Source organism: Allorhizobium sp. NPDC080224 (assembly GCF_050281005.1).
Taxonomy (GTDB): Bacteria; Pseudomonadota; Alphaproteobacteria; order Rhizobiales; family Rhizobiaceae; genus Allorhizobium.
The window spans coordinates 81945-106535 of sequence record NZ_JBNNWJ010000001.1; the positions used below are offsets into that span (position 1 = coordinate 81945).

23 protein-coding genes and 1 other RNA gene are annotated in these 24591 nt (G+C 62.2%); 6 read left to right on the top strand and 18 right to left on the bottom strand.

Translation table 11 applies throughout. The features are described from left to right. Positions 1-19 precede the first annotated feature (19 nt). The 10 genes from ACQKP1_RS00380 to rimP form a co-directional block, all read right to left on the bottom strand. Positions 20-1036 (bottom strand): class I SAM-dependent methyltransferase, encoded by a 1017-nt coding sequence (locus tag ACQKP1_RS00380; protein WP_427273775.1) that lies wholly within the window; start codon positions 1034-1036, stop codon positions 20-22. Positions 1037-1113: 77 nt separating this feature from the next. After that, positions 1114-3258: a polyribonucleotide nucleotidyltransferase gene (gene pnp, locus ACQKP1_RS00385; protein ID WP_427273776.1), complete on the bottom strand. Its 2145-nt coding sequence runs from the start codon at positions 3256-3258 to the stop codon at positions 1114-1116. A 316-nt stretch (positions 3259-3574) separates the two neighbouring features. After that, a complete protein-coding gene (gene rpsO / locus ACQKP1_RS00390; RefSeq protein ID WP_006725260.1) occupies positions 3575-3844 on the bottom strand; it encodes a 30S ribosomal protein S15 in 270 nt (89 codons plus the stop codon). A 151-nt stretch (positions 3845-3995) separates the two neighbouring features. Further along, positions 3996-4925 carry a tRNA pseudouridine(55) synthase TruB gene (truB, locus tag ACQKP1_RS00395; protein ID WP_427273777.1) on the bottom strand — a complete coding sequence of 310 codons (930 nt, stop codon included), beginning with the start codon at positions 4923-4925 and terminating at the stop codon, positions 3996-3998. 10 nt (positions 4926-4935) lie between these two features. Then, positions 4936-5340 carry a 30S ribosome-binding factor RbfA gene (gene rbfA / locus ACQKP1_RS00400; protein ID WP_054149385.1) on the bottom strand — a complete coding sequence of 135 codons (405 nt, stop codon included), beginning with the start codon at positions 5338-5340 and terminating at the stop codon, positions 4936-4938. Next, positions 5337-5729, bottom strand: a complete 393-nt coding sequence (locus ACQKP1_RS00405) for a hypothetical protein (RefSeq protein ID WP_427273778.1) — start codon at positions 5727-5729, stop codon at positions 5337-5339. The genes rbfA and ACQKP1_RS00405 overlap by 4 nt, the downstream gene beginning before the upstream one ends. A 41-nt stretch (positions 5730-5770) precedes the next feature. Then, positions 5771-8476, bottom strand: a complete 2706-nt coding sequence (infB, locus tag ACQKP1_RS00410; protein WP_427273779.1) for a translation initiation factor IF-2 — start codon at positions 8474-8476, stop codon at positions 5771-5773. Positions 8477-8577: 101 nt separating this feature from the next. Further along, on the bottom strand, positions 8578-9258 hold the full coding sequence (locus ACQKP1_RS00415) for an RNA-binding protein (protein ID WP_006725255.1): 681 nt from the start codon (positions 9256-9258) through the stop codon (positions 8578-8580). After that, entirely contained in the window at positions 9258-10877 is a 1620-nt protein-coding gene (gene nusA / locus ACQKP1_RS00420; protein WP_427273780.1) for a transcription termination factor NusA, read from the bottom strand. The genes ACQKP1_RS00415 and nusA overlap by 1 nt, the downstream gene beginning before the upstream one ends. A 56-nt stretch (positions 10878-10933) precedes the next feature. Next, positions 10934-11530 (bottom strand): ribosome maturation factor RimP, encoded by a 597-nt coding sequence (gene rimP / locus ACQKP1_RS00425; RefSeq protein WP_069043975.1) that lies wholly within the window; start codon positions 11528-11530, stop codon positions 10934-10936. Between the two features lie 242 nt (positions 11531-11772). Here rimP and ACQKP1_RS00430 point away from each other — a divergent pair, with 242 nt between their 5' ends. Next, positions 11773-13407, top strand: a complete 1635-nt coding sequence (locus tag ACQKP1_RS00430; RefSeq protein ID WP_427273781.1) for an MFS transporter — start codon at positions 11773-11775, stop codon at positions 13405-13407. Between the two features lie 9 nt (positions 13408-13416). Here ACQKP1_RS00430 and ACQKP1_RS00435 read toward each other — a convergent pair whose 3' ends face one another. Together ACQKP1_RS00435 and recR are read right to left on the bottom strand one after the other, a co-directional pair. Next, a complete protein-coding gene (locus ACQKP1_RS00435; protein ID WP_427276367.1) occupies positions 13417-14646 on the bottom strand; it encodes a lytic murein transglycosylase in 1230 nt (409 codons plus the stop codon). Between the two features lie 49 nt (positions 14647-14695). Beyond that, positions 14696-15301 carry a recombination mediator RecR gene (gene recR, locus ACQKP1_RS00440; RefSeq protein ID WP_427273782.1) on the bottom strand — a complete coding sequence of 202 codons (606 nt, stop codon included), beginning with the start codon at positions 15299-15301 and terminating at the stop codon, positions 14696-14698. A 56-nt stretch (positions 15302-15357) separates the two neighbouring features. Here recR and ACQKP1_RS00445 point away from each other — a divergent pair, with 56 nt between their 5' ends. Continuing rightward, a complete protein-coding gene (locus ACQKP1_RS00445) occupies positions 15358-15978 on the top strand; it encodes an MOSC domain-containing protein (RefSeq protein ID WP_427273783.1) in 621 nt (206 codons plus the stop codon). 81 nt (positions 15979-16059) lie between these two features. After that, positions 16060-16950 (top strand): alpha/beta hydrolase family protein, encoded by an 891-nt coding sequence (locus tag ACQKP1_RS00450; protein ID WP_427273784.1) that lies wholly within the window; start codon positions 16060-16062, stop codon positions 16948-16950. A 22-nt stretch (positions 16951-16972) separates the two neighbouring features. Here the strand turns inward: ACQKP1_RS00450 and ACQKP1_RS00455 are convergent, their stop codons facing one another. From ACQKP1_RS00455 to ffs, 3 genes are all read right to left on the bottom strand, one after another. Continuing rightward, positions 16973-17296, bottom strand: a complete 324-nt coding sequence (locus ACQKP1_RS00455; RefSeq protein ID WP_006725247.1) for a YbaB/EbfC family nucleoid-associated protein — start codon at positions 17294-17296, stop codon at positions 16973-16975. Positions 17297-17345: 49 nt separating this feature from the next. Further along, complete coding sequence (locus ACQKP1_RS00460; RefSeq protein WP_427273785.1) at positions 17346-19226, bottom strand: DNA polymerase III subunit gamma/tau; 1881 nt, start codon at positions 19224-19226, stop codon at positions 17346-17348. 80 nt (positions 19227-19306) lie between these two features. Beyond that, positions 19307-19403: signal recognition particle sRNA small type (gene ffs / locus ACQKP1_RS00465), an RNA gene on the bottom strand. 91 nt (positions 19404-19494) lie between these two features. Between ffs and ACQKP1_RS00470 the strand changes: the two genes are divergently transcribed. After that, a complete protein-coding gene (locus ACQKP1_RS00470; RefSeq protein ID WP_427273786.1) occupies positions 19495-19902 on the top strand; it encodes an HIT family protein in 408 nt (135 codons plus the stop codon). Then, a complete protein-coding gene (nudC, locus tag ACQKP1_RS00475) occupies positions 19899-20858 on the top strand; it encodes an NAD(+) diphosphatase (RefSeq protein WP_203018993.1) in 960 nt (319 codons plus the stop codon). The genes ACQKP1_RS00470 and nudC overlap by 4 nt, the downstream gene beginning before the upstream one ends. Before the next feature lie 112 nt (positions 20859-20970). Here the strand turns inward: nudC and ACQKP1_RS00480 are convergent, their stop codons facing one another. Continuing rightward, on the bottom strand, positions 20971-21822 hold the full coding sequence (locus tag ACQKP1_RS00480) for a prephenate dehydratase (protein ID WP_427273787.1): 852 nt from the start codon (positions 21820-21822) through the stop codon (positions 20971-20973). Between the two features lie 4 nt (positions 21823-21826). Further along, positions 21827-22594 carry a 3-deoxy-manno-octulosonate cytidylyltransferase gene (locus tag ACQKP1_RS00485; RefSeq protein WP_427273788.1) on the bottom strand — a complete coding sequence of 256 codons (768 nt, stop codon included), beginning with the start codon at positions 22592-22594 and terminating at the stop codon, positions 21827-21829. Between the two features lie 155 nt (positions 22595-22749). On the opposite strand from ACQKP1_RS00485, the gene ACQKP1_RS00490 reads away from it, so the two are divergent. Continuing rightward, positions 22750-23493 (top strand): c-type cytochrome, encoded by a 744-nt coding sequence (locus tag ACQKP1_RS00490; protein ID WP_427273789.1) that lies wholly within the window; start codon positions 22750-22752, stop codon positions 23491-23493. A gap of 77 nt (positions 23494-23570) precedes the next feature. On the opposite strand, the gene ACQKP1_RS00495 is transcribed toward ACQKP1_RS00490, so the two are convergent. Next, positions 23571-24515 (bottom strand): AEC family transporter, encoded by a 945-nt coding sequence (locus tag ACQKP1_RS00495; protein ID WP_427273790.1) that lies wholly within the window; start codon positions 24513-24515, stop codon positions 23571-23573. Between the last annotated feature and the right edge of the window lie 76 nt (positions 24516-24591).

Genomic DNA, 24591 nt, shown 5'->3' on the forward strand with positions numbered 1-24591 from the left:
GATCACGATCGCTTTTGCGTCAGCGCTTCGCCCAGAGGACCTTGAAACGCGCATTCCGGCAAACTTCGCCAGACTGCTTGAAATGCTGAGCCAGGACGGGCTCGTAGGGCAAACCCCGATTTGCCACCATCAGAAGGTCACCGCCGCCGCGTAGCGACTCTGCGGCAGCCTTGATCATCGCGGCACCAATGGATGGTTCGGCGGCGTGGCCCTCATGGAAGGGCGGGTTCATGATGACAAGGTCGTATTTTTCCTTCGGCGGCTCGTTGCCGAGATCCTGCCAGAAGAATCGTGCCGTCAGATCGGGGCAGTTGCGCGCCAGATTGCGCTTGGCATGCTCCAGAGCCTCGTGGCTCGCTTCGAAGAGATCGATGCGATTGGTGCGGGGCGCAGCTTCTGCCAGCATGACCGAGAGATAGCCCCAGCCTGCGCCGAAATCGGCTGCATTGCCGTCGAAGTTCGTCGGCAGGCGGCTTGCGAGCAGTTCCGAGCCTTCATCGGCATGGGCATGGGAAAAGAGGCCGGAGCGTGTCTCGAAGCGTCCGTCGACCGTCACCGGCTTTGCGGACAGCGTCGAAACGATTGCCGATGCATCCTCAGGCGCGCTGAACCAGACGACGACGCCATGGTACTTCGGCATGGATTCCGGCGCGAGGCCGAGCCGGTCCAGTTGTTTGCGCAGAGGCAGGATGCCGTCTTCCTTGGCGCCTGCAACCAGAATCGTCCCGCCTGCTTTCACGCGCTTCAGCGCTTCGGCGACGCGGTCCTCGTTGACGCCCTTGTGCTTGCCGCAGAGGATGAGGGCACCGTCGTAGCCCTCGCCATCGACCGTCGGGACGGGCTGGAGGTGGCTGGCTTCGAGGCGCCGGAATTCCGGGCGGAAATCCTGAACCACGGTCAGTTCTGCGGCAAAGCCCTCTGGCTTGGCAAATCCCGCCTCGGCCCCGAGAAACAGGTAACGGCTTCCCGCTTCGGGAAGGGCGACGGTTTCCGTGACGAAGGGATGAAACAGGGTCTTCAGCGTTTCGCGGCTCATGGCTCGGTCTTCTTTTCTCGGCGAACAAAAAAGGCGCGGGAAATTCTCCCGCGCCTCGGATCGGGAACGACGTCCGCTTATTCAGCGGCTTCGCCGTCTTCCTTCTTCTTCTCGGCCACGATTTCCTGGCCGGTGGTCTGATCGACGACCTTCATCGACAGGCGGACCTTGCCGCGCTCATCGAAGCCCATCAGCTTGACCCAGACCTTGTCGCCTTCCTTGACGACGTCAGAGGTCTTGGCAACGCGCTCGGAAGCCAGCTGTGAGATGTGCACGAGGCCGTCACGCGAACCGAAGAAGTTGACGAAGGCGCCGAAGTCGGCGGTCTTCACAACGGTACCTTCGTAGATCACGCCGACTTCCGGCTCGGCAACGATTGAGTGGATCCACTTGCGGGCAGCTTCGATTTCCTTGCCGGAGGCGGAAGCGATCTTCACGGTGCCGTCGTCTTCGATGTTGATCTTCGCGCCTGTCTTTTCGACGATTTCGCGGATGACCTTGCCGCCCGAACCGATGACTTCACGGATCTTGTCGACCGGGATGTTCATCACTTCGATGCGCGGTGCGAATTCGCCGAGCTGGCCACGGCTTTCCGAAAGGGCGTTCGCCATTTCGTTCAGGATGTGCTTGCGGCCACCCTGAGCCTGGCCAAGTGCGACCTTCATGATCTCTTCGGTGATGCCGGCGATCTTGATGTCCATCTGCAGCGAGGTGATGCCGTCGGCAGTACCCGCAACCTTGAAGTCCATGTCGCCGAGGTGGTCTTCGTCACCCAGGATGTCGGAGAGAACGGCAAAGCGCTCGCCTTCGAGGATGAGACCCATAGCGATACCGGCAACCGGCTTGGCCAGCGGAACGCCAGCGTCCATCAGTGCGAGCGAGGTGCCGCAGACGGTTGCCATCGAGGACGAGCCGTTCGACTCGGTGATCTCGGAGACGACACGCAGCGTGTAGGGGAACTGCTCAGGCGACGGCAGCATCGGGCGGATAGCGCGCCATGCGAGCTTGCCGTGACCGATTTCGCGACGGCCCGGAGAGCCCATGCGACCCGTTTCACCGACCGAGTAGGGCGGGAAGTTGTAGTGCAGCAGGAAGCGTTCCTTGTACATGCCGGTCAGGCTATCGACATACTGTTCGTCTTCGCCGGTGCCGAGCGTGGCGACAACGATCGCCTGCGTCTCGCCGCGGGTGAAGAGGGCCGAACCGTGCGTGCGCGGCAGGATGCCGACTTCCGACACGATGGCGCGAACGGTGGACAGGTCGCGGCCGTCGATGCGGCTCTTGGTGTCGAGGATGTTCCAGCGAACGATCTTCGCCTGCAGGTGCTTGAAGACGGCACCGATGACTTCGTTGGTGTACTTCGGCTCTTCGCCTTCGGGGAAGAAGTGCGCCTTCACCTTGGCCTTGACAGCGTCGACGGCTGCATAGCGATCAGCCTTCTGGGTGATCTTGTAGGCAGCGCGCAGCTCGGTTTCGGCGATCGACAGCATTTCGGCTTCGAGAGCGGAATGATCTTCCGGCTCGAATTCGCGCGGCTCCTTGGCAGCCACTTCAGCGAGCTTGATGATCGCGTCGATGACCGGCTGGAAGCCCTTGTGGCCAAACATGACGGCGCCGAGCATGATCTCTTCGTTGAGTTCCTTGGCTTCCGACTCAACCATCAGGACGGCGTCCTGCGTGCCGGCAACGACGAGGTCGAGAACCGACTCGTCCATCTCGTCGAGATGCGGGTTCAGAACGTATTCGCCGTTGATATAGCCGACGCGAGCGCCGCCAACCGGGCCCATGAAAGGTACGCCGGAGAGGGTGAGGGCTGCCGAAGCGGCAACCATGGCCAGAACGTCCGGATCGTTTTCGAGGTCATGCTGGACCACGGTGACGACAACCTGGGTGTCGTTCTTGTAGCCTTCCGGGAAGAGCGGGCGGATCGGACGGTCGATCAGGCGGGAAACCAGCGTTTCCTTCTCCGACGGACGACCTTCGCGCTTGAAATAGCCACCCGGGATCTTGCCGGCGGCATAGGTCTTTTCCTGGTAATTGACGGTAAGCGGGAAGAAGTCCTGACCCGGCTTCGGCGACTTGGCCGAAACGACGGTGGCGAGAACAACGGTTTCGCCATAGGTGGCGAGAACGGCACCGTCAGCCTGGCGGGCGATCTTGCCGGTCTCGAGCTTCAGCGGGCGGCCTGCCCACTCGATTTCGACGCTGTGAACATCAAACATATCTTGTCCTTCATATGCGACCAGCGTCCTGCCGAAAGTGCAGGGGCGACCGGTCCGCAATGTGCTGACGCAATCACGGGCAAGACAGTGGGAGGCTTCGGAAACGGCCTTGGCCGGCAAGTGCATCCTCAAGGATGCGGAAGCGTCCAACAATCCTGCCCCATGACAGGTCATCGGTTGGTGTCGACAGATCCGGCCCATCCGGTCTGTCATTCGTTTCGTGCGTTCGTCGCGCGAAACCGTGTCGCGGGTCGTATGGCCTGACCCGGAAAGGCGACCGGCGGATCTTCGTTGCCGAAGACCCGCCGGGAACTTGTTAGCGGCGGATGCCGAGGCGCGTGATCAGGGTCGTGTAACGAGCCTCATCCTGCTTCTTGACATAGTCGAGAAGCGAACGGCGGGTCGAAACCATGGTCAGAAGGCCACGACGCGAGTGGTTGTCCTTCTTGTGACCCTTGAAGTGTTCCGTCAGGTTGGTGATACGCTCGGTCAGGATTGCGACCTGAACTTCCGGAGAACCGGTGTCGCCTTCCTTGATTGCGTATTCCTTGATGAGGGCGGCCTTGCGCTCTGCAGTTATCGACATCGTGAATCCTTTCTACAATAAGGAGAAACAGGTCGCCAAACGCCGGGATGTCGTCCAGCATTGGCCGTGAATGCAGACACCCGAAGGTGCCAGCCGCCGCCGCCTATACTCTATTCCCCGATGAAAGGAAAGAGCAGGCGGCGGGAAGGCTTCAGGCGAAGACGCGCCGCGGGTGAAACTCGCCGCCTGCGATCTCGCCGATGGCGATCAACTTGCCGCCGGCCAATGCGACGGCCTCAGGCTCTGCAACCGGTGCATCACGGCCGCGCAGGATGATGGGATTGCCCATGCGAAGCCGATGCGCCTGGTCATCGGTGATCCTGAGTTGTGGCAAGGCGGACAGTGCTTCGGCCGTGTCACCGAGGAAGGTGTCGAGAGCGGCCAGCCGCTCGTCCCGGTCCTCGATGGCTTCGAGCGCCACGAGCTCCGCGAGCGGCACCATCGTCTCCTCGGCAAACGGGGCCACGAAGGTGCGGCGGAGCGAGGAGATATGGCCGTAGCAGCCGAGATCGCGACCGAAGTCGCGGGCCAGCGAGCGCACGTAAGTGCCTTTGCCGCATTCAACCTCGAAATGCGCCTTGTCGCCTTCGCAGTTCAGGAGCGTCAGGCGGTGAACTTCGACTTCGCGAGAGGGAATCTCGACCGTCTCGCCATCGCGGGCGAGATCATAGGCGCGCTCGCCGGCAATCTTGATCGCCGAGAACTGCGGCGGGATCTGGCTGATGGTGCCGGTGTAGTTGGGCAGCAACGCCTCGATGTCACTCTTGGCGGGGCGCTTGTCGGAGCTCTGCGTTACCTCGCCCTCAAGATCGTCCGTCGAGCGCTCCTCGCCCCAGGTCACCGTGAATTCGTAGATTTTGCGGCCGTCCATGACATAAGGGACGGTCTTGGTCGCATCGCCGAGTGCAATCGGCAGCATGCCGGATGCGAGCGGATCGAGCGTGCCAGCATGACCGGCCTTCTGGGCGTTGAACAGCCACTTGATCTTGCCGACGGCCTCGGTCGAGCCGAAATCCACCGGCTTGTCGAGAATGAGCCAACCCGAAATCGGGCGGCCCTTGGGCTTTCTTGGTTTGGACATCTAGGTCTTCTCAGTCTTGATCTTCGTCGGAGCCGAGGTCGCGCTGGACCTCCGGCGAACGCAGCAGGGCATCGATCTTCTGGTAGTTGTCGAAGCTGGTGTCGTCGCGGAAACGGACTTCCGGCATGTATTTCAGCTGCCGCAGCTGGTTGCCCAGCCGGCCGCGAATGTATTTGGCGTGCTTGTTGAGGGCCGCAATGACCGTGTCATGGTCCTTGACGCCGAGCGGCGTGACATACGCGGTCGCCATCTTCAGGTCCGGCGACATGCGGACTTCGGAGATCGAGATGACGGTCTTTTCGATCACCTCGTCGCGGACTTCGCCGCGCTGCAGGACCTGGGTGATGGCGGCACGCACCTGCTCGCCGACGCGCAGCATGCGCTGCGAAGGTGCCGAAGAGGTTGGTTTTGTCATGGTCTTCCTGACTTCATTTTATATTTAAGCAGTGCGACAAGGGCGCCCATTGCCAGCGGCATCGCAAAGATGATGGACATGATGGTCCCTGACCACGCCGTTCGGCAACCTTCGGCAATCATGGAAAGCATGATCGGGTCATCGGTGTCGTCCGAAAAACCCAGCATCACCAGTCCCAGCGAGAGCAGCGTTGTTGGCCAAACCAACCATCGCCAACCCTTCAGAATGCCGACCGACAGAACAAGGGCGATGATCAGTGACCAGCGCGTACTGTCGATGATTTCGTTTGCCACTGTGACAGCGCCGTCTGATGGATCCCATCCGGCCTTGTCGCAGATTTCCGCGACCGCATTCGTCGCATAAAGAAAACAGACGATGGCGATGGCCACCGTCTGCTTGTTCGTATGACCGCCACAGGCAGTCAAGACCATTAGAGCGTACGCGTGATGTGTTCCACGCGGAAGCACTCGATCGTGTCGCCAGCGCGGATGTCTTCGTAGTTCTCGAAGGCCATACCGCATTCCTGGCCCATCGGCACTTCGCCGACTTCGTCCTTGAAGCGCTTGAGCGTCTTGAGCTTGCCTTCGTGGATGACGACGTTGTCGCGCACGAGGCGGACGCCGGCTCCACGTTCGACCTTGCCTTCGACGACGCGGCAACCTGCGACCTTGCCGACCTTCGTAATGTTGAACACCTCGAGGATCTCGGCATTGCCGAGGAAGGTTTCGCGACGCTCCGGAGAGAGCAGACCCGACATCGCTGCCTTCACGTCATCCACCAGATCGTAGATGATGTTGTAGTAGCGGATCTCGATGCCAGCACGCTCGGAAGCGGTACGGGCCTGGGCATTGGCACGGACGTTGAAGCCGATGATTGCCGCATTCGATGCCTCGGCGAGCGAGATATCCGATTCCGTGATGGCACCGGCGCCCGAATGGACGATGCGGGCCCGCACTTCGTCGGTACCGAGCTTGTCGAGAGCAGCAACGATCGCTTCGACGGAACCCTGCACGTCTGCCTTGATGACCAGCGGGAATTCCTTGAAGCCGGTGTTCTGCAGCTGGCTCATCATCTGTTCCAGCGAACCGCGCTGACCCGACTGGCGGGCAACGGCCTTGTCGCGGGCCAGACGCTGACGATACTCGGAGATCTCGCGAGCGCGGCTTTCGTTTTCAACAACCGCAAAACGGTCGCCGGCAGCAGGCGTGCCCGAAAGGCCGAGGATCTCGACCGGCATGGCGGGACCAGCTTCCTTGACGTGCTCGCCCTGGTCGTTGACCAGCGCACGAACGCGGCCCCACTGGTCGCCGGCAACGATGATCTGGCCAGGCTTCAGCGTGCCCTTCTGAACGAGAACCGTCGCAACGGCACCACGACCGCGGTCGAGCTGGGCTTCGATGACGGTACCTTCGGCAGTACGCTTCGGGTCGGCCTTCAGGTCGAGGATTTCGGCCTGCAGCAACACCGCTTCGAGCAGCTTGTCGAGGTTGAGCTTGTTCTTCGCCGAAACCTCGACGTCGAGCACTTCACCACCCATGGATTCCACGAAGACTTCGTGCTGCAGAAGCTGCTGGCGAACCTTGTCCGGATTTGCCTCGTGCTTGTCGATCTTGTTGATCGCCACGATGATCGGCACATTGGCCGCCTTGGCGTGGTTGATGGATTCGATCGTCTGCGGCATCACGCTGTCGTCGGCCGCAACCACCAGAATGGCAATGTCGGTCGCCTGGGCGCCACGGGCACGCATCGCGGTAAAGGCCGCGTGGCCGGGGGTGTCGATGAAGGTGATCTTCTGACCGTTCTGTTCGACCTGATAGGCGCCGATATGCTGGGTGATGCCACCGGCTTCGCCCGATACGACCGAGGTCTTGCGGATGGCGTCGAGCAGCGAGGTCTTGCCGTGGTCGACGTGACCCATGATCGTGACCACGGGCGGACGCGATACCAGCTCGCCCTCGTCGTCCTTGACGTTGAAGATACCTTCTTCGACGTCGGACTCCGAAACGCGCTTCACGGTGTGACCGAATTCGGTCGCGATGAGTTCTGCAAGGTCGGCATCGATGATGTCGCCCGGCTTCATCATCTGACCTTCCTTCATCAGGTACTTGATGACATCGACGGCGCGCTCGGACATGCGCTGCGACAGTTCCTGAATGGTGATGGTCTCAGGCAGAATAACCTCGCGCATGACCTTTTCACGGGTCTCCTGCATCTGGCTACGGCGGAACTTCTCCTGGCGGCGGCGCATGGAAGCCAGCGAACGGCCACGAGCGGTGCCGTCGTCGTCAACATTGGCGCTGGTCACCGTCAGCTTGCCACGACGACGGTCTTCCTCGACCTTCGGACGGGCAGGGACCTTGGCAGCCACGGGCATGGCGACCTTGCCCCGACCGGGGATCGTCCGCGGGGATGCACGACCCTCGTCTTCGTCATTGGTCTTGCGTCCACGCACGAACCCGGGTGCGCCGGGTGCCGGAATGGCCGTACGGTTCACGACGACGGGCGCATCAGCCACTGGCGCCACAGCGGGCTCAGCGGCAGCTTCAGCTTCCGGCTGTGTCTCTGGCTGCGGCTCGGCGGCGCGACGTGCGGCCTCTTCTGCGGCCAGGCGTGCGGCTTCCTCGGCTTCGGCCTTGCGGCGAGCCTCGTCGATCACGCGCTGCTTGGCTTCCTCGACTTCACGAATCTGGGCTTCGGCAAGAGCGCGGCGACGCGCTTCCATCTCACCGGCCGACAGGTCGTGCAGAACGGCGCCGCGCGGACGTTCCGGCTGACGCTGCGGCTGCGAGGGCTGCTGGCGTTGCGGCTGCTGGGGGCGCTGTGGCTGCTGCGGGCGATGCTGCTGTGCCGGTGCCTGTGCCGGGCGTGCCGCTGCAACGGGTGCCGCAACCGGCGAAGGCGCCTGTGTCGGCGTCGGAGCTGCCGCGGCCGGTTCTGCACGAACAGGGGTGATCGGCGTAATCGGTGGCTTTTCGTCGAGCGGGCGGGTCGTGCGGCGCTTCACCGTTTCGACGACGACCGACTTCGTACGGCCGCGCCCCATGTCCTGGCGCACGGTACCCTGGCTCATCCCCGAGGGTTTCAGGGTGAGAGTCTTCTTCACGCCGATAGTCTTGTCGTCTTTGTTGTCGGTCATTCCGTTCCCGTTCCTTCGAGCGGGGCCGGATGCCGAGCATCAGGCCTCGCCGTTCACATACTGTCCTAAACCACGGAGGCCGACCTGTGCCGGTGACCGCGTCATTGTGATTTCGGGCCAGCGCCCGATACCCGCGGCGTGCCGCGGTAGGTTTCGAGCAGAGTTGCGCGCTTCACTACACCTTCACCTGCCTGCCCTGCAAGCACGCAAGCATGGATAAACGCATTCTGGCCCATCTGCTCGTCCAATTCCGCCCCGGTGAGCAGGTGAAAGGCGGGAACTTCCGCCTCTGCCCCTGTTCCGAGGTGCCAGGCCTTTCGGGCCTGGTCGATCTTTCTCACACCATCTGGCGCGGCATCCTGCGAATGGAAGACCGCGATGGCTTCTCCGCTGCGCACCGCCGCCTCGACCTTCGCCGCCCCGGTGATGAACTGGCCGGCTTTGCGTGCCATGTTCATCATGCCGATCAGCTGCGCGACCAAAAGGCGCTCGACCACGGATCCGAGATCCGGATCCGCCTTCACATCTCGTTTCAACGCCCGGGCGAAGAGCTTCTTCGCCACGGCCTTGTCGACGGCCTCGCGGCTAGGGCTGACCCAGCAGCCCCGGCCCGGAAGCGCCCGCTTCAAATCCGGGACGACAGTCCCGTCGGGTGCCGCCACAAAACGCAGAAGCGTCTCGGGCGATCCGCTTTCGCGGGTGACGATGCACATGCGTCCGTTCACGTCGGAGAGGTCGAAGTCGTCTTCGGCCTCTGTCGCGTCGGGCGTCTGCGCGCCCATCACGTTGCCTGCTCGGCTTCTTCGCCTTCGAGTACGCCTTCAGCTTCGACTTCGGCTTCGGCCGCGAGGTCTTCCTCGGTGATCCAGCCGGCCGCGAGGCGCGCCTGCACGATCATGGCTTCGGCTTCGGCGCGCGAGATGTCGAATTTCGAGAACAGGCCCTCGAACTTCTTGGTCTCGCCGTCCTTGCGTTCGCTCCAGCCGATCAGATCGTCGGCAGCGCAGCCGGCGAAGTCCTCGACCGTCTTGATGCCGTCTTCGCCGAGCGCGACCATCATCTGCGAGGTCATGCCGCCGATCTGGCGCAGTTCGTCCGCAACGCCGAGTTCGCGGCGCTTCGCATCCATCTCGGCCTCGATCTTCTCGAGGTATTCGCGGGCGCGGGTCTGGATTTCTTGCGCGGTGTCTTCGTCGAAGCCATCGATCGACGCAATTTCGTCGAGCTCGACATAGGCAACTTCTTCAACCGCAGCAAAACCTTCCGATGCCAGAACCTGGCCGACCATTTCATCAACGTCGAGCGCATCCATGAACAGGTTCGTACGCTCGTTGAATTCCTTCTGACGACGCTCGGATTCTTCCGCTTCCGTCATGATGTCGATATCCCAGCCGGTCAGCTGCGATGCCAGGCGAACGTTCTGACCGCGACGGCCGATGGCCAGCGACAGCTGCTCATCCGGAACCACGACTTCGATGCGCTCTGCATCTTCGTCGAGAACGACCTTGGCGACTTCAGCCGGCTGCAGGGCGTTGACGATGAAGGAGGCCGGATCCTGGCTCCACGGGATGATGTCGATCTTTTCACCCTGCAACTCGCCGACGACGGCCTGAACGCGCGAACCGCGCATACCGACGCAGGCGCCGACCGGATCGATCGAGCTATCGTTCGAAATCACGGCGATCTTGGCGCGCGAACCCGGGTCACGGGCAACCGACTTGATCTGGATGATGCCGTCGTAGATCTCAGGAACTTCCATGGTGAAGAGCTTCACCATGAACTGCGGATGGGTACGCGACAGGAAGATCTGCGGGCCACGCTGCTCGCGACGCACGTCGTAGACATAGGCGCGGACGCGGTCGCCGTAGCGGAAAGCTTCGCGCGGGATCATCTCGTCGCGACGGATAATGCCTTCGCCACGACCGAGGTCGACGATGACATTGCCGTATTCGACGCGCTTGACGGTGCCGTTGACGATCTCGCCGACGCGGTCCTTGAATTCGTCGAACTGGCGGTCACGCTCGGCTTCGCGAACCTTCTGCACGATGACCTGCTTGGCCGACTGGGCAGCGATACGACCGAAGTCCATCGGCGGCAGCGGATCGGCGATGAAGTCGCCGAGCTTGGCGTCGACGTTGCGGTCACGGGCCAGCTCAAGTGCGATCTGGGTCGCGTAGTCCTCGACCTTCTCGACCACTTCCAGAAGACGCTGCAGACGGATCTCGCCGGTCTTGGAGTTGATGTCGGCGCGGATGTTGGTTTCGCTGCCGTAGCGCGACCGGGCAGCCTTCTGAATCGCGTCGGCCATGGCGGCGAGCACGATTTCGCGGTCGATCACCTTTTCACGGGCGACGGCATCTGCGATCTGCAAGAGCTCAAGCCTGTTAGCACTGACTGCCATTGTCTTAGGTCTCCGTCTTCACGCCCGGGCATCGGCCTCGGGCTATAGGTCAAACGTTATTCTTCGCTGTCGTCTTCGTCGTTCTGGTTCGCGGCCTGCGCCTTGGCGAGCTTGTCGGCTCGGAGCGCGTCACGGATCAGATCGTCCGTCAGAATGAGCTTTGCCTCGGCGAGGGTATTGAAGGGGATAACCACCTTCGGTTCTTCGCCATAGGCCACCTGATCGCGTTCCAGGGTAAAGCCGTCCTGGTTCACGTCGGTAATCTTGCCGCGGAAGCGCTTGCGGTTGTCGACGAGGATCGACGTCTCGCACTTCACGATATGGCCCTGCCAGCGGCTGAAATCCGACTTGCGAACCATCGGGCGATCGATGCCCGGCGACGACACTTCCAGATGATACGCCTTGTCGACCGGATCCTCGACGTCGAGAACCGGGGAAACTGCCATCGATACGGCTTCGCAATCTTCGACGGTCATCGTGCCGTCAGTGCGTTCTGCCATGATCTGCAGTGTCATTCCGTTCTGGTTCATCATGCGCACGCGAACCAGCTTGAAATCCATCGCGACGAGCACGGGCTCGATAATCTCTGCGATACGACGGTCAAGGCCCGTCTCGATGATGATCCGTGCTTCGCCGAGTTCCGGCTTCGGCATGTCTTCGGACAATCGTTTTACTCCCGATTGGCTGTGATCGCCAATAAAAAAGAGCGGGTCCTTCCGGGCCCACCCTTCATCTGTCGATCAAGAATTTGAAGCTCATATAGCCGACCGCCCCGGCTTTTGCAAGCTTTTAGCCGAAGGGTGAAAACAAACTTGCCATCCATGCGTTGCGCAAGGCAAGGTTTGACCCGCCGCAGCTGTTTACAAACATGGTTGTGGCCAGAGAAGTACAAGACATGTCCACACACGAAAGCCGTTCCCCGCTCCTGCCGCTGCGCAACGAAGCCTATCGCCGGATCTGGCTTGCCAGCATCTCGTCCAATCTCGGCGGTCTGATCCAGGGCGTTGGTGCCGCCTGGATGATGGCCTCGATCTCCACATCCGAAAACATGGTGGCGCTGGTTCAGGCCTCTAACACCGGCCCCATCATGCTCCTGTCCCTGATCGCCGGAGCCATCGCCGACAGCTTCGATCGACGCCGCGTCATGATCGCCGCCCAGCTCTTCATGATCGTGGTCTCGGCCCTTCTGACGCTGTTTGCCCTGCTTGATCTCATCACGCCCTGGGCACTCCTCGCCTTCACTTTCCTCATCGGCTGTGGCACCGCGCTCAACAACCCGTCGTGGCAGGCTTCAGTCGGCGACATCGTACCGCGCGCCGATCTGCCGGCTGCTGTCTCGCTCAACAGCATGGGCTTCAACATCACCCGCAGTGTCGGCCCCGCGATCGGCGGCATGATCGTCGCCGCCGCCGGAGCGGCAGCCGCCTTCGCCGTCAACACGCTTTCCTACTTCGCCATCATCTATGCGCTTTTCCGCTGGCGACCCAATATCCCGAAAAACCCGCTTCCCCGCGAGCAGCTGGGCTCCGCGATTGGCGCCGGCCTGCGCTATGTCGCCATGTCACCCAATCTCGGCAAGGTGCTCTTCCGCGGCTTTGTCTTCGGCCTCACGGCAACGGCAATTCTCTCGCTGCTGCCGATCGTCGCCCGCGACCAGTTGGCCGGTGGCCCGCTCACCTTCGGCGGCCTGCTCGGTGCTTTCGGCCTCGGCGCCATCTTCGGCGCACTCGCCAACCAGCGCGCCCGCGAAGTCCTGTCGAGCGAAGATATCGTCCGCGCCGCCTTCGCCGGCTTTGCCGTTGCCGCCGGCGTCACGGGCATCAGCGCCTCGGTATGGATCACGGCGCTTGCGCTGATGGTGGCCGGCGCCTGCTGGGTGCTGGCGCTGTCGCTGTTCAACACCGTCGTCCAGCTCTCGGCTCCCCGCTGGGTCGTTGGCCGCGCGCTCTCGCTCTATCAGACCGCCACCTTCGGCGGCATGGCGACCGGCAGCTGGCTCTGGGGCAGTGTCGCCGAAAGCTACGGTTCCGGACACGCGCTGGTGGCCTCGAGCCTGTTGATGATAGCAGGCGTCTTCATCGGCTTCTTCCTGCCGATGCCGGCTTTCGCCAGCCTCGATCTCGATCCGCTGAACCGCTTCAACGAGCCGGCCCTGAAGCTCGACATCCGACCGCGCAGTGGCCCGATCGTCATTCATGTCGATTTCGAGATCAGCGACGAAGATGTTCCGGAATTCCTGAGAATCATGGTCGAGCGCCGCCGCATTCGCCTGCGCGACGGCGCGCGCAACTGGACGCTAATGCGCGATCTGGAAAACCCTGACATCTGGACGGAAACCTATCACGTGCCGACCTGGGTGGACTATGTTCGCCACAACCAGCGGCGCACCAAGGCCGATGCCGAAATCACCGATCGCCTGATCGAACTGCATCGCGGCGACCGGCCCCCCAAGGTACACCGGATGATCGAGCGTCAGGCCATCCCGCCAGCAGACGACGTCTTCCACCAGTCGCATCTGGACCATCACTGACGGCAGAGTTCAGCGCAGCTTGGCCTTGAGATCCGCACTCGGATAGCAGGTGGGCTTCATCCCGTTCTTCGCCTGCCATTCGCCGAGCGACCGCCGCGTCTTGAAGCCGGGCAGACCATCGACCTTTCCGACATCATAGCCTTGAGCGACCAGCGCTTGCTGCATGGCGAGCACATCCGAGCGCAGCATCTTGCCGACATCGCCCCAAGGTGCCCTGAAGGCGCCACCACCGCTCGCAATGCGGTCGGCCAAATTGCCGATGAACAGGGCGTACAGATCGGAATTGTTGTATTCCTTGAGCACATAGAAATTCGGCGTCACCAGGAATTCCGGACCATAGGTCCCGGCCGGCACCAGCATCATTGCCGGCTGAGACGTCTCCGACGAAGGAAATGCCCGGCCAGAAACCCGAGTCAGCCCGCCGCTTGCCCAGGCAGACACAGCCTTTGCTCTGTCCGGACCTTCCTGCGCGCAGGATACGCCGTCGGGAATGGTGATCTCGTAGCCCCAGTCGCGCCCCCTCTGCCAGCCGCTCTTCACCAGATAGTTGGCTATGGATGCCAGCGTGTCCGGCACCGAATTCCAGATATCGCGCTTGCCGTCGCCGTCGAAATCGACCGCATATCTGAGGTAGCTTCCCGGCATGAACTGCGGCTGCCCCAAAGCCCCAGCCCAGGAGCCCATAAGCCTTTCGGCACTCACATCCCCGCTTTCGACGATATGCAGCGCCGAAATCAGCTCCTGCTGAAACATCGGCTTCCGCGTCGACATGAAGGCCTTGGTCGCCAGCACGTCGATCGCCGGATGCGGCAGCTTCGCCCGGCCATAACCTGACTCGCGCCCCCAGATCGCGACGATGATCGAGCCGGGGACACCATAGGTCGCCTCGATCTTGCGGAGCGTCGCCGCATGCTGGCTCGCAAGCGTCCGCCCGGTCGCGGCCAGTCCCTGCAGGCGCTTCTCGTTGAAATAGGACGCGGGCGAGCTGAATTCCGCCTGGCTCTGCGTTCGCTCCTTCGGCGGCGCAGTGCCGGGAGGCACGAGATCCGGCAGATCCCAATTCAACTGTACGTTCTGAAGCGTCCGGTCGAAAACCTCTTTGCTGATCCCGCCTTCCTGAGCGGCGCGCCAGAGATCCCCCGCGATCCACTGCCGGAACTGCGCCTCGACGGCGCTGCGGGAAGCCGCAGCAGCCGGTACTGCCAAACTCCCGGCCAGCAGCAGTGAAACGGTGGTCATCAGCCACTTAAGTGGCTTGCGGATGCGTGCCATCGGTTCTTCCTCGCGGTCAGATCGTGGTCCGGGCCCTGATCGCCGCAGACAATGTTCCCTCGTCCAGATAGTCCAGTTCGCCCCCGACGGGCACGCCATGGGCAAGCCGCGTGATTTTCACGTCGAGCCCTACCAGGTGGTCGGTTATATAGTGTGCTGTGGTCTGCCCCTCGACAGTGGCATTCACAGCGATAATGATCTCGCGGATCCCGCCTTTGGCCACCCGGTCGATCAGCCCCTTGATGTTGAGATCATCGGGCCCGATGCCGTCGAGCGGCGACAGCGTGCCGCCGAGGACGTGATAGGCGGCATTCATCGCGCCCGCCCGTTCCAGTGCCCAGAGATCGGAGACATCCTCGACAACGATGATGACGGACTGGTCGCGAGCGACGTCCGTGCACACGGTGCAGGGGTCGATCGTATCGACATTGCCGCAGCAGGAGCAGATCTTCACCTTGTCATAGACCTCGCCCATGGCATGACCCAGGGGGCCCAGAAGCTGATCCTTCTTCTTGATCAGATGCAGTGCGGCACGCCGTGCCGAGCGGGGTCCAAGCCCCGGCACTTTCGCCAGAAGCTGGATCAGTTTCTCGATTTCAGGGCCGGTGACTCGTTTTGCCATGGCGGCGTTTCTAGCCCATATAGACGGCGAACGGAATCGCCGAAGGGATGCCTGCCATGAAAATCCTCGCCATCTGCCTCGGTCGACCCGAGACCCTGCCGGGGAAGAAATACAAGACCGGCATCAACAAGCTCGCCATCCAGGGCCCTGTTATGGTCGATGCGGAAGGTCTTGTCGGCGACGCGATCCTCAATCGCAAACACCACGGCGGCGTTGATCAGGCCGTCTATATCGAGGGCTCCATCGATCTCGACTGGTGGCAGGCCGAACTCGGCCGCGATGTCCCCTATGGCACATTCGGGGAGAACCTTGTGATCGAGGGGGTGGAAAGCGCCATGCTGGCCGCCGGCGACAGGTTGGCGATCGGCGAAGTACTGCTGGAAGTGACCTCCGCCCGCATTCCCTGCGCCACCTTTGCCGCCAAGATGGGCGAGCCGACCTTCGTCAAGCGCTACACGCGCGCTGGCCGTCCCGGTGCCTATGCGCGGGTGCTGCAGGGTGGCATGGTCGAAGCCGGCCAGTCCGTCGAGTTCACGCCCTGGAGCGGCGACCGCGTCACCATGCGCGAGATGATGGCGAGTTTCGGCCGCAGGCTGAGCGAAACCGATCGCGCCCGCTACATGACGGCCCCGGTCCACTACAAGGTCAAGGACGCGATCCGCGCCGGCGAGATGTAAGGCCCTCGCCAAAGGTCTTAACCTCGTCCGGCTTTACCTATCCCATGCATCTCGTCATCATGCCGCCCGCTTGGAGGAGTGATGGAACCGAGGAGAACAGAGCTGACCGCAGCCGATGGCGTGCGGCTGACCGGTCATTGGTGGCGGCTGGAAGGGGCGTCTCCATCTACAACCGTGATCATCAACCCGGCAACCGGCGTCCACTCCCGCTACTATCACCGCTATGCCGCCTATCTCGCCGAAAACGGCTTCTCCGTACTCACCTATGATTATCGCGGTATAGGGCTCTCCCGTCCCGAAAGCCTCAAAGGGTCGACCTTCACCTGGCGCCAATGGGGCGAGCAGGATTTTGACGCGGCCCTGCGCCATGCCTTGCAGGAGGACGAGACAGGACGCCTGCTTGTCGTCGGCCACAGCATCGGTGGTTTCCTGCCCGGCTATTCGCCGGCGGTCGGACGCGTCTCGGCCATGCTCTCGGTCGGTGGGCAATACGGCTATTGGGGGGACTATCTGCCAGCACGCCGCCTGCCGCTCTTTTTGAAATGGCATATCGCCATGCCGGCCATCACCCTTGCATTCGGCCATTTTCCCGGCAAGCGCCTTGGCTGGCTGGAGGATCTGCCGAAGGGGGTCGCCTATGGCTGGGGGCTGCAGCAGTCCAGAGCGGAGCAGGGGCTCACCCGCGAGGCGGCCGAAGTCATGCGCGACCGGTTCGCCACGGCAACCGGCCCGATCCTCAGTGTTGCCATGTCGGATGACGAGATCGCGACGCCGAAGGCAATAGATCGCGCGATGCGTTACTATCGGCGCGCGCCAGTGACCAAGGTGCTGCTCGCACCACAGGACCTGGGATTCGCCCGGGTCGGTCATTTCGATCTCTTCCACGCCCGCCATGAGGGTGGCTTCTGGCGCCAGACCCTCGCGTTTCTGCGCGACGGGGAAAATTCATGGGGTAATCGGGTCTATCCCTGACAGACCCGATCAGCAGTTTTTGTCAGAACGGGAACTTCATTCCCGGCGGCAGCGGGATGCCAGCGGTCAGTGCCGCCATCTTTTCCTGCGCCTGGGCTTCGCCCTTGTCCTTGGCGTCCTTGTGGGCGGCAACGATCAGATCTTCCAGGATCTCGACATCGTCTTCCTTGAAGAGCGACGGATCGATCTTGAGGCTGCGCATCTCGCCCTTGCCACTCAGGACAACGGTCACCATGCCGCCGCCGGACTTGCCTTCGATTTCGAGTGCAGCAATCTCTTCCTGCATCTTCTCCATCTTGGACTGCATTTCCTTGACCTTGCCCATCATGCCCATGATGTCGCGCATTACCGTCTCCTTGGATTGTTGTCGTGTTCTGCGAGAAGAGCCTTCGGCCCTAGAATTCGATGTCGTCGCCCGGCAGGATGTCGCCTTCGGCGGATTCGGCTGCCGCTGGCGGCGCCGCGACAATGTCGTCGTCCTCGATGGTGGCCGCCTTGATCCGGACGTCGGTCACCTTGGCGCCGGGAAAGCGTGCGAGGATCGCGGCCACGTCAGGATCCTGCCGCGCATCGACCAGCCGCGCCTCGCGCGTTGTCTTCTCGACTTCGACCAGCGTCGGCGCGCCCGCCTCGTTGGAAAGCGTCACCCACCAGTTGATGCCCGTCCACTCGCTGAGCTTCATCTTCAGCTCGTTGACGATCGTAGGTGGGCATTGCGATTCCAGACGAATTTCCAGCCGGCCCGGCTCGATCTTCACGAGATGCACGAACTGGCGCAGCTGAGCCCTGAGGACCGGCGCGCGGTTCTTGGTGCAGAGATCGGCGATATCATCAAGCGTCTCTACGCGGACGCCTGGGATCACTGCTTCCTCGGCCCTGGCTTCCCGCCGCTCCATCGCTTGCGGCAGCGCGTCACCAGCCGGCACGCTCTGCAGATGCGCAACCGGCTGGCTCATCGCCGGGCGCGGGGCGCTGTCCTGGGAGGGTTGGCTCACAGCCTGCACCCGCATCGCCATCGAGGTCCCACCACCACCGCCGTTGGGACGCGGCGCGGAAGGCGCGCGATCTCCGCCACCTTCACCATTGGAGAGTTCAAGCAGGCGCCGCGCTGCATCTTCTGGCGAGGGCAGATGCGCGGCATGCGCAAGTCGGATCAGCACCATTTCGGCAGCCCCTGCCGGTCGCGAGGAGGCCTCGGCTTCCGGAATGCCCTTGAGCAGCATCTGCCACATGCGTGACAGCGTCGTCACCGCCACGCTGTCGGCGAGTTCAGCCCCGCGCACGCGCTCGACTTCGGAAAGCGAAGGATCCTGCGACGCAGAGGGAATGTATTTGAGCCGGGTCACCAGATGGGTGAAGTCGGCAAGATCGGTCAGCACCACGGTCGGGTTCGCACCCGCTTCATACTGGCTGCCGAATTCGGAAAGGGCTGTTGCCACATCACCGCGCACGACATGCTCGAAGAGATCGACGATACGGGCGCGGTCTGCGAGACCCAGCATGGAGCGCACGGCATCGGCATGCACCACGCCGCTGCCGTGGGCGATCGCCTGATCAAGCAGCGACAGACCGTCACGCGCCGAGCCTTCGGCCGCGCGCGCAATCATCGCCAGCGCGTCTTCGTCCGCCTCGATGCCTTCCTTGGATGCGATCGTCGAGAACAGGCCGACAAGATCGCCCGCACTGATACGGCGCAGATCGAAGCGCTGGCAGCGCGAGAGAACGGTGATCGGAACCTTGCGGATTTCTGTCGTCGCAAAGATGAACTTCACATGCTCCGGCGGCTCTTCCAGCGTCTTCAACAGCCCGTTGAAGGCCGCCGTCGACAGCATGTGCACTTCGTCGATGATGTAGACCTTGTAGCGCGCCGAAACCGGGCGGTAGCGCACCTGCTCGATGATCTCTCTGATATCATCGATACCGGTATGCGAGGCGGCGTCCATCTCGATCACGTCGACATGTCGGCCTTCCATGATCGCCTGGCAATGTTCGCCGGGGATGCGAAGGTCGATCGTCGGCTTGTCGATCTCGGGCGTCTTGTAATTGAGTGCGCGCGCCAGAATGCGCGCCGTCGTGGTCTTGCCCACCCCGCGCACGCCGGTCAGCATATAGGCCTGGGCAATGCGGCCGGTCTCGAACGCATTGGTCAGGGTCCGCACCATCGGCTCCTGGCCGACCATCAGGTCCGTGAAATCCTTGGGGCGATATTTGCGGGCGAGAACGCGGTAGCCGCCGGGGGCGGGCGTGGCCTCTGCTGTCGGCTCCAATTCGCTCATCGCGCTGCCAGCTTCCCCGTTCGCCCGCTTCCGGGCATGGCACGGCCCGTGTTGAAACAGGGGCCGGAAATGAAGATGAGGTGGGAGGCTGGCACGATGACCCGTGCCGTGCTCGTTGGGGCTGCTTCCTTCCGGACCTGACCCGGTTGGCGAGTGGCTCGTCCACCACCAACCTCCCAAGGAGACATATCGGCAATTACGTCGCCAAATGCAAGCCAAGCCAAAAAAAAACTGCTAGTCTCGCAGAAAACGTGAGGGAGAAAACGCCTTGCAGCCATTCGTCCTGGATGACCGCCTCGCGAGGGACAGCGAGTCGATCCTGAAGCTCGGCCTCTGTGACCTGAGGCTGGCGAGGGACAGTCGCTGGCCCTGGCTTATCCTCGTGCCGCAACGTCCTGATGTCTCAGAGATCTTCGACCTTACCCCGCTCGATCAGGCGCTCCTGACATTCGAGCAGGTGACGGTCGGGACGGCGCTGAAGACGATGACCGGTGCCGACAAGATCAACATCGCCGCCATCGGCAATATCGTGCGCCAGCTTCACGTGCATGTCGTCGCACGCAGCGAGAATGATCCGAACTGGCCCGGCCCCATCTGGGGCTTTGGCCAGTCTGTCCCCTATGAGGAAAAGGCCTTCGAGGCGATGAAGCACAGGATACTTGAAGCATTCCAATGAAGAATTCCATTTTCCTCAATCGTGCCCCCCATCTTGAACCCAGCGAACTCACGGCCTTTTCCGGCAACAAGCTCGACCGTGACAGCGAACATCGCGACGAGACCTCGCTTGAACAGGCACTCAAGGTCGAGGGCATGCATATCCTCGCCTTTTCCGGCGCTCAGCTTGTCTTGAAGCATGATGGCCAGGTTCTCGATCCGCTGTTTGCCCCTTACGAGCTCGCGGATCTCCAGCCGAATTTCGATGACGCCATTCTGCTCGGCCACCGTGCCTCCGGGGAACCGCGTCTGGCAGTCCCCGTCAATGTTCCCCCGGAAGCGCTCGCCGCGCACTACAAGCCCGCCGACCCCCGTGCGCTTTTCCGCGATGCCCTGATCGGTGACGAACTTTTGGGCGAAGTCGCCCAGGCCCTCAGCCTCCTGCGCTGGAACGCCGACAACAAGTTTTGCGGTCGCTGCGGCGGCACGATGGACACCCTCATCGGCGGCTACAAGCGCAAATGCGCCGCATGTAGCCACGAGATCTTCCCGCGCACCGATCCGGTCGCCATCATGCTGGTGGTCGATGAAAAACAGGATCGCTGCCTGATGGGCCGCAGCCCGCGCTTTCCGGCGGGCATGTATTCCTCGCTCGCCGGCTTCGTCGAGCCGGGCGAGACGATCGAAAACGCAGTCCGCCGCGAAACGCGCGAGGAGTCTGGCATCACCGTCGGGCGCGTCCGCTATCACGCCTCGCAGCCCTGGCCGATGCCGCATCAGCTGATGATCGGCTGCTATGGTGAGGCGACGAATTTCGACATCACTTTCGATACCGCCGAACTCGAAGACTGCCGCTGGTTCACCCGCGACGAGATTGGCCGGATGCTGTCAGAGGGTTCAGCCGATGGCAGGACCCTGCCGATCCACGGCACGATCGCCCGTCGTCTGATCGAGGATTGGTACGAGTGGCGGCACTGAGCAATTCCGGCCAAAGTGCGTAGCGGTTCTGCGGCCGGAATTGCGCGAAAACAAAAATAGAGCGTTCCGGCGCTTCTTTTCGCCGGAACGCTCTATGCCGCCACCGTAGTGATTAGAGCTTGCCGCGCATCTCGTGCGCCTTGTAGACGCCGAGGATGCGAACCTTCTCGGAGAAGAAGCGCAGCTCTTCCAGTGCCCGCTTCACCGGCGCATCGTCCGGGTGCCCCTCGATATCGGCATAGAACTGTGTGGCAATGAACTTGCCGCCGATCTGGTAGCTTTCGAGCTTGGTCATGTTGACCCCGTTCGTCGCAAACCCGCCCATCGCCTTGTAGAGGGCTGCCGGAATGTTGCGCACGTTGAACACGAACGTCGTGATGAACAACTCTTCGTCGCTCACGCGCTTCGGCTCGTCTTCGTCGCGGGATAGCACGACGAAGCGGGTGACGTTGTTCTCCGAATCCTCGACGTTCTCGGCGATGATGTCGAGCCCGTAGAGCGGCGCCGCCAGCCGCGGCGCAAGGGCTGCCATCGTGCGGTCGCCCTTCTCCGAAACCAGTTTGGCAGCTCCCGCCGTATCGCCGGCGACGACCGCTTTCCAGCCATGGCTGCGAATGATCTTGCGGCATTGGCCGAGCGCATGGATATGGCTGTGGACAGTGCGGATCTCGTCCAGCTTGACGCCCGGCAGTACCATCAGCTGGAAGCGGATCGGCATGAAATACTCACCGACGATGTGCAGGCGCGAGAGCGGCAGCAGGTAGTGAATATCGGCGACGCGACCGGCGAGCGTGTTCTCGATCGGGATCATCGCCAGATCCACTTCTCCCGTCTCCAGCGCCACGAAGGCATCCTCGAAGGTCGGGCAGGGCAGCGGCTCCATTTTGGGGAACATGTCGCGGCAGGCCATGTCGGAATTGGCGCCGAAGTCGCCCTGGAAGGAAATCTTGTTCGTCGGTGCCAAGGGATCAATGTCCTGCGTTTGAGGAGGATGCGGAAAGAATACGGCGTGCTTTTTCAAGGTCGGCGGGCGTGTCGACGCCGAGCGGCACGGTTTTCACGATCTGGGCATCGATCCGCATGCCGGCTTCCAGCGCTCGAAGCTGTTCGAGTGATTCCCGCCTCTCGAGCGTGGACGGGCGCAGAGTAACGAAGCGTTCGAGCGCGGCGCGCCGATAGGCATAGAGCCCGATATGGTGATAAAGCGGGCCTGCACCGTAGGGCGCAGTCGCACGCGTGAAATAGAGCGCCCGCAGCCTGTCCTCGGAAAGCGGCGAGCCGATCACCTTGACCACGTTCGGGTTCGTCTTCTCCTGCTCGTCCGCGATTTCGACGGTGAGAGTTGCGATGTCGACTGCAGGATCTTTGAGCGGCTCGAGCGCCGCGCGGATGGTCTGCGCATCGATTGTCGGCAGATCGCCTTGAACGTTGATCACGATCTCGGCCACGCCGTCGGGGTCCATCTTCGTCAACGCCTCGTAGATGCGATCCGAACCGGACTGGTGATCGCCGCGCGTCATGACCACTTCGAACCCTGCTGCCTTGACGGCATCGAAGACCCTCTGGTCATCGACAGCGACGATGATTCGCCCGACTGCCGCCTCCTGGGCCCGCTTCGCGACCTGCACGATCATCGGCAGACCTGCGATAACGGCCAGCGGCTTGTCCGGAAGACGGGTGGACGCCATGCGTGCCGGGATCAGGACCAGGGTTTTGGCGGCTCCGCCTTCATTCATGTCCATAACCCCTTCAAATCCCCATACAGAAGTGTCAAATAGTCCCAGCCGCGGGACCATAATCGTGTTGCAAGTGTTATGCAAAAGACATAGGTTCCGCGCGATTTCAAGATCGTCCGGTTGCTCATCGGCCGGCTGCACGGGGAGCTTTGCAGATGAACTCTTATACCAACATGGGCGTGGGTGCCTTTCTCGGCACCGTCTTCGTCCTGATGTCTGTGTCAATCGCGTCGGAAGGGATATTCCATTCTGAAGCGCCTGAGCAGGAAGGCTTCGCCATCGTGGCCGAGGAAGCCGCTCCGGCTGACGCAGCACCGGAAGTTGCCGCCACTCCCATCGCAGTCCTGCTTGCCAGCGCCGATGCAGCCGCGGGTGAATCGTCCTTTAGGAAGTGCGCGAGCTGTCACACCGTCGACAAGGGCGGCGCCAACAAGGTTGGCCCGAACCTCTATGGCCTTGTCGACCGTCCGATCGCCTCGCATGAAGGCTTCAGCTATTCTGCTGCTATCCGGGAATTCTCGCAGGGCGGCAGCGAGCTCTGGACGTGGGACCACCTGAACGAATTCCTCCTCGCTCCCAAGCAGCATATTCCTGGCACGTCTATGGGTTTTGCCGGCCTGAAACAGGATGCCGAGCGCGCCAACGTGATCCTCTATCTACACACCATGGCCGACAGCCCGGTTCCGCTGCCGTCGCCTGAAGCTGCTGCTCCGGCTGAAGATGCTGCCTCGCCGGCCGATGCTGCTCCGGCCGAAGACGCCGCTGCACCTGCGGATGCCCCTGCCGACGCCGCTCCTGCCGAAGCTCCGGCTGATGCTGCTCCTGCAGATGCCGCCCCTGAGGCTCCGGCTGATGCTGCCCCGGCTGAGCCTGCACCAGCACAGCCTGCAACGCCCTGATCGTCATCGCCTCTAGGCTTTGACAGTTTGAAGACTGCGCCCGGCCCTTGTTGGCCGGGCGTTTTGTTTTTTGAGCGTCAGAGCAGGAGCAGCGCCCAAAGCGAGACGGTCGCCACGCCGGCGGCAGTCGAGAGAGTAATGACCGAGGCCGCCAGTCCCTGGCCGACACCGAAGCGGTTTGAGATCAGCCAGGCGTTGATGCCTGTCGGAACGGAGGACGTCAGAACGAGTGCCGCCGTCCATTGCGGTGAGAGGCCGAGCAGCGTGGACGCGAGCCAGACAACTGCCGGCATCAGGCCGAGCTTCAGGAGCGAGATACCCGTCGCGATCCTGACATTGCCTGCCATCCCGTATTTGTTCAGCGTCATGCCGAGCGAAATCAGCGCTGCCGGGGCTGCCATGCCGGCCACCTGAGCGACGATGCCGTCGATCAACGCCGGAACGGGCGTGCCGAGAAGCTGCAGCAAAACCCCGCCGGCAAGACCGATGATCAGCGGATTGCGCACCAGATTGCCACCCACCTGTTTGGAAACCGCGAGCACACCAGCGGCCTTGCGTCCTCCGCTTCTCTGCTCTGCCCGCTCCATCGCCAGAACGCCGGCGATCATCATCAGCGGCAGGTGCACGGCGAGCAGAATCGACATGGCGACGATCCCTTCCGGTCCGACGGTGCGTTCGACCAGCGGCAGTCCGATGAAGACATTGTTGGCAAAGGATGCGGAAACGCCTGCGAGCACGCCGACCTTCTGGTCGCGTCCAAAGACGCGCGTTGCCAAAAGATGGCCGACGATCCAGGTGATCAGAACTCCGGAGAAATAGGCGATCCACAGCCGGAACGGCGAGGCGCCGTGGAAGTCGGCATTGGCGATCGTCCGAAGCAGGAGGAGCGGCACCGCGACCTTGAACACGAAGTCGCCCAACCCGTCACCGATCTCGGCGGTCAGGATCTTCAACCGGACGAGCGCCCAGCCGAAGAGAATGAGTATGAATATGGGAAGGACGTCCTGGGCAACGGTGGTCATGAAAATCGACTCGTCATGGCAAGAAAGCCCTTCTTAGGCCTCTTGCCGCGCCCGGCCAATCCATCAGAAACGACAA